This is a genomic window from Selenomonas sp. oral taxon 149 str. 67H29BP (assembly GCF_000146365.1).
Classification (GTDB): Bacteria; Bacillota; Negativicutes; order Selenomonadales; family Selenomonadaceae; genus Centipeda; species Centipeda felix.
In genome coordinates this window covers 1,368,938-1,372,624 of record NZ_GL397087.1, presented here as the reverse complement: position 1 = coordinate 1,372,624, position 3,687 = coordinate 1,368,938, and the positions used below count along the sequence as shown (strand labels likewise).

General features: G+C 60.1%; 4 protein-coding genes and 1 tRNA gene. All 5 read left to right on the top strand.

Annotated features, from left to right (window positions below):
- Nucleotides 1-108: 108 nt before the first annotated feature.
- The 5 genes from HMPREF9166_RS12770 (at nt 109) to HMPREF9166_RS06500 (ending at nt 3,667) form a co-directional block, all read left to right on the top strand.
- A tRNA-Ser gene (locus tag HMPREF9166_RS12770) sits at nt 109-199 on the top strand.
- A gap of 209 nt (nt 200-408) precedes the next feature.
- Entirely contained in the window at nt 409-2,250 is a 1,842-nt protein-coding gene (dnaX, locus tag HMPREF9166_RS06515) for a DNA polymerase III subunit gamma/tau (protein WP_009753196.1), read from the top strand.
- Nucleotides 2,251-2,494: 244 nt separating this feature from the next.
- Nucleotides 2,495-2,821 carry a YbaB/EbfC family nucleoid-associated protein gene (locus tag HMPREF9166_RS06510; RefSeq protein WP_006690478.1) on the top strand — a complete coding sequence of 109 codons (327 nt, stop codon included), beginning with the start codon at nt 2,495-2,497 and terminating at the stop codon, nt 2,819-2,821.
- Between the two features lies 1 nt (nt 2,822).
- The gene (recR, locus tag HMPREF9166_RS06505) at nt 2,823-3,419 is read left to right on the top strand and encodes a recombination mediator RecR (protein WP_009753195.1); all 597 of its coding nucleotides are present in this window, start codon (nt 2,823-2,825) and stop codon (nt 3,417-3,419) included.
- Nucleotides 3,420-3,427: 8 nt separating this feature from the next.
- Entirely contained in the window at nt 3,428-3,667 is a 240-nt protein-coding gene (locus HMPREF9166_RS06500; RefSeq protein ID WP_371137028.1) for a pro-sigmaK processing inhibitor BofA family protein, read from the top strand.
- The last annotated feature ends 20 nt before the right edge of the window (nt 3,668-3,687 follow it).

The following is a 3,687-nucleotide window of genomic DNA, read 5'->3' as shown; positions in this document are numbered from 1 at the left end:
CCATGTGCCGCAGTCCTTTATTTTCCTCTTGACAAGATTTCGTAAACCATGTAGACTACCCTATGTTGTTATCCCATAAATGAATAGCTTCTCATGTGAGAGCACTGTGGAGAGTTGTCCGAGTGGTTGAAGGAGCACGCCTGGAAAGCGTGTGTGCGGTGATACCGTACCGAGAGTTCGAATCTCTCACTCTCCGCCATTTTTATTGATTTTTCTCAGGGCGGGCTGCAGTGCCTTGGTCTCGCGCAATGGAGCCCTGTGAACCCCGTCAGGTCCGGAAGGAAGCAGCGGTAAGCGGATCGTTTCATGTGCCGCGAGGGTGCCTGGGAACTGCGGTCTGCCGTGGGAGAAATCGGAACAGCGCAGCCCGTGTGGGCTGTTTTTTGTTTGTCAAAAAGGAGGTGCGCGATGGCATACGTTGCACTCTATCGGCGGTGGCGGCCGGAGCGCTTTGCCGATCTCGTGGGACAGGAGCACATCAGCCGCACGCTTTCCCGCGCAGTGACGAGCGGGCAGATCAGCCACGCCTACCTCTTTACAGGGCCACGTGGCACGGGCAAGACGAGCACGGCAAAGATCCTCGCGCGCGCACTGAACTGCGCCGAGGGGCCGACGCTCACGCCGTGCGGCATCTGTGACTCCTGCCGCAGCATCAGCGACGGCTCGTCGATGGATGTCTTTGAGATCGACGCAGCGTCCAACCGCGGCATCGACGAGATCCGCGATCTGCGCGAGTCGGTGAAGTTCGCTCCGACGGAGGGGCATTATAAGATCTACATCATCGACGAAGTGCACATGCTCACGACGGAGGCGTTCAACGCTCTTCTCAAAACGTTGGAGGAGCCGCCCGAACGTGTGATCTTCATCCTCGCGACGACGGAGCCGCACAAAGTGCCCGCGACGATTCAGTCGCGCTGCCAGCGCTATGACTTTCACCGCATTACGGTGACGGAGATCCGCGACCGTCTCATCTATGTCTGTAAGGAATCGGACATTGCGGCGGAGGAGGATGCGCTCGGTATCATCGCTGAGCAGGCGGACGGCGGGATGCGCGACGCACTCTCGATTCTCGACCAGTGTATGGCACTCGCGGAGGGGACGCTGACGGCGGAGCGCGTGCAGGAGACGTTGGGGCTTGTCGGGCGTGCGTGGATTCGGCACATGGCGGGAGAGATCGCTGCGCGCGATGCGGCGGCACTGATCGCACAGCTCAGTGAGCTCCTGCAGAGCGGGCGCGAGTTGAAGCAGGTGCTCGCCGAGCTTGCGCAGTACTTCCGCCGGCTGATGATCGCGGGCGTCGGCGGCGCGGTCAGCGCAGCGGAGCTCTGCGCGGGCGATGCGGAGGAGCTGCGCATGGACGCGGCTCAGTTCACGCAGGAGGAGATCATGTCGATTCTGCGTCGTCTCAATGAGACGATGCAGGAGCTGCGTACCTCGCCGCAGCCGCGCATTGCGGTGGAGACGCTGCTGATCGGCCTCTGCCATACGGAGGGGGCTGCTCCTTCGGGAGAATCGACTGCGCCCCCTACGGGCGGCGCGGATGCTGCGCGGATCGCGCGGCTCGAGGCACAGGTCGAGGAGCTGGCGGCGCGCCTTGCCACAGGTGCCACGCCTGTATCCGCCTCCGCTTCTGCCACAGCGAATGCTGTACCTTCGCTGCGCCCACATGCAGCGAAGGCGGACGGCGCAGCAGCCAAAACTGCGCCGAAGAAAGCGATATCGTCTGCCGCAAAAGAAGTGGCGGACGGTGCGCCGCGTCAGCTCGACATGAAGGTCTGGCAGAGCTTTCAGACACGGCTCAAGGAGCGAAATCGGCTCGCCGCATCCCTCCTCTCGGGCGCGGCGTACGAGGGCATGACGGAGACACATTTTTTCATCCGTCCATCCTCGGATATGGCGCGTGACTATATCAAGAAACGCCATCGTGCCGTCTTTGATGAGGTGATGACGGAACTCGCGGGACGCCCGCTCTCCGTCGTCTGTACGGGTGGCGAGGAGGAGGATGTCCCGCCACCTCCGCCCCCCAAAGAGCCGGACTATCCTGCGCCTGTGGCGGCGCTGCTCGAAGTCGCAGGCGAGGAGGCTCGTGTGGAGGAAGTGACGGCGCCGCCGCGTGCGGCGCAGAAGAAGCCTGCCACGCCCCCGCAGGAGAGCGCAGCGGAAGAGGGTGACTACGAGCCGTATGAGCCGACGCCCGATGAGGAAGCTGAGATGTTTGATGATGAGCTTCCACCCGATACGCAGGCTTGACGTTGCGGACGGATTTTGCTAGGCTAGGGAAGCAATAGAAGAATTCACGCCATAGGATACAAGGGAAGCACTGATAAACTCAGCACGCCATCTTAGCGCATCTTTTTTGCCCGCTTTTTGTCGGCAAATCCTCCACATAGCCTCCGCTATGCGTCCGGTTTGCCTCCTCAATCGGACGAAAAAATCTACGCCAATCTGACGCACTTCATTTTATCAGCGATTCCCAAGATAAAGGAGAGATACTATGTTTAACGGCGGCGGAAATATGGCCGGCATGATGAAGAAAGTCCAGAAAATGCAGGCGGACATGAAGAAGATGCAGGACGAGCTGCGCAAGAAAACGGTCGAGGTCTCCTCAGGCGGCGGCGCGGTAAAGGTCGTCATGGATGGCGAGAAGCAGGTACAGAGCCTCATTATCGCTCCCGCGGCGGTTGATCCTGAGGACATCGAGATGCTGCAGGATCTCATCTCGGCGGCGTTCAACGAGGCAACGAAAAAGGTGGACGACATGATGGCGCAGGAGATGGGCAAACTGACGAGCGGCCTCGGCCTGCCGCCCGGACTGCTCTAATATGCAGCAGATTGCACCCCTCGCGCAGCTCATCGAGCAGCTGCGCACCCTCCCCGGCATCGGGGCAAAGACGGCGACGCGGCTCGCCTACCATATCCTGGACATGGATATGGAGCGAGCGCATCGTCTTGCCGCTGCCATTACGGGGGCGAAGGAGAAGATCGGCTTTTGTTCCGTCTGCTTCAACCTCACGGACAGTGACCCGTGCGCCATCTGCATGGCGGAAAAACGCGACCACACGACGATCTGTGTCGTCGAGCAGCCGCAGGATGTTGCGGCGATGGAGCGCATGAACGACTATGACGGCGTGTACCACGTCCTGCATGGCGCACTCTCCCCGCTCGAAGGCGTGGGGCCGAACGATATTCGCATCCGCGAGCTCGTCCTGCGTGCGGGCAAGGAAAATGTGCAGGAGGTCATCGTTGCGACCAATCCCAACGTCGAAGGTGAGGCGACGGCGATGTATATTGCCAAACTGCTGAAGCCGATGGGGATTCGTGTGACGCGCATTGCTCACGGGCTGCCTGTGGGCGGTGATCTCGAGTATGCAGATGAGGTGACGCTCTCGCGCGCCATGGAAAACAGGAGGGAGATATAACTTTGGATATGGTTGCAGGTGTCGCACTCGCCGTTTTGATTTTTGCCGTCCTCGGCAAGGTGATTTCTCTGCCGTTCCGCATCGTGTGGAAGCTCATCACGAACAGCGTCGTCGGCGCGATCATTCTCTGGGTGGTCAACCTCTTTGGTGCGGGGATCGAGATCAACTTCCTGCGCGCCTTGATCGCGGGGTTCTTTGGTATCCCGGGCGTCATCGTCCTGCTCCTCGAACGCATGATGGGACATTGACACCGATTTTTTCAAAAAAA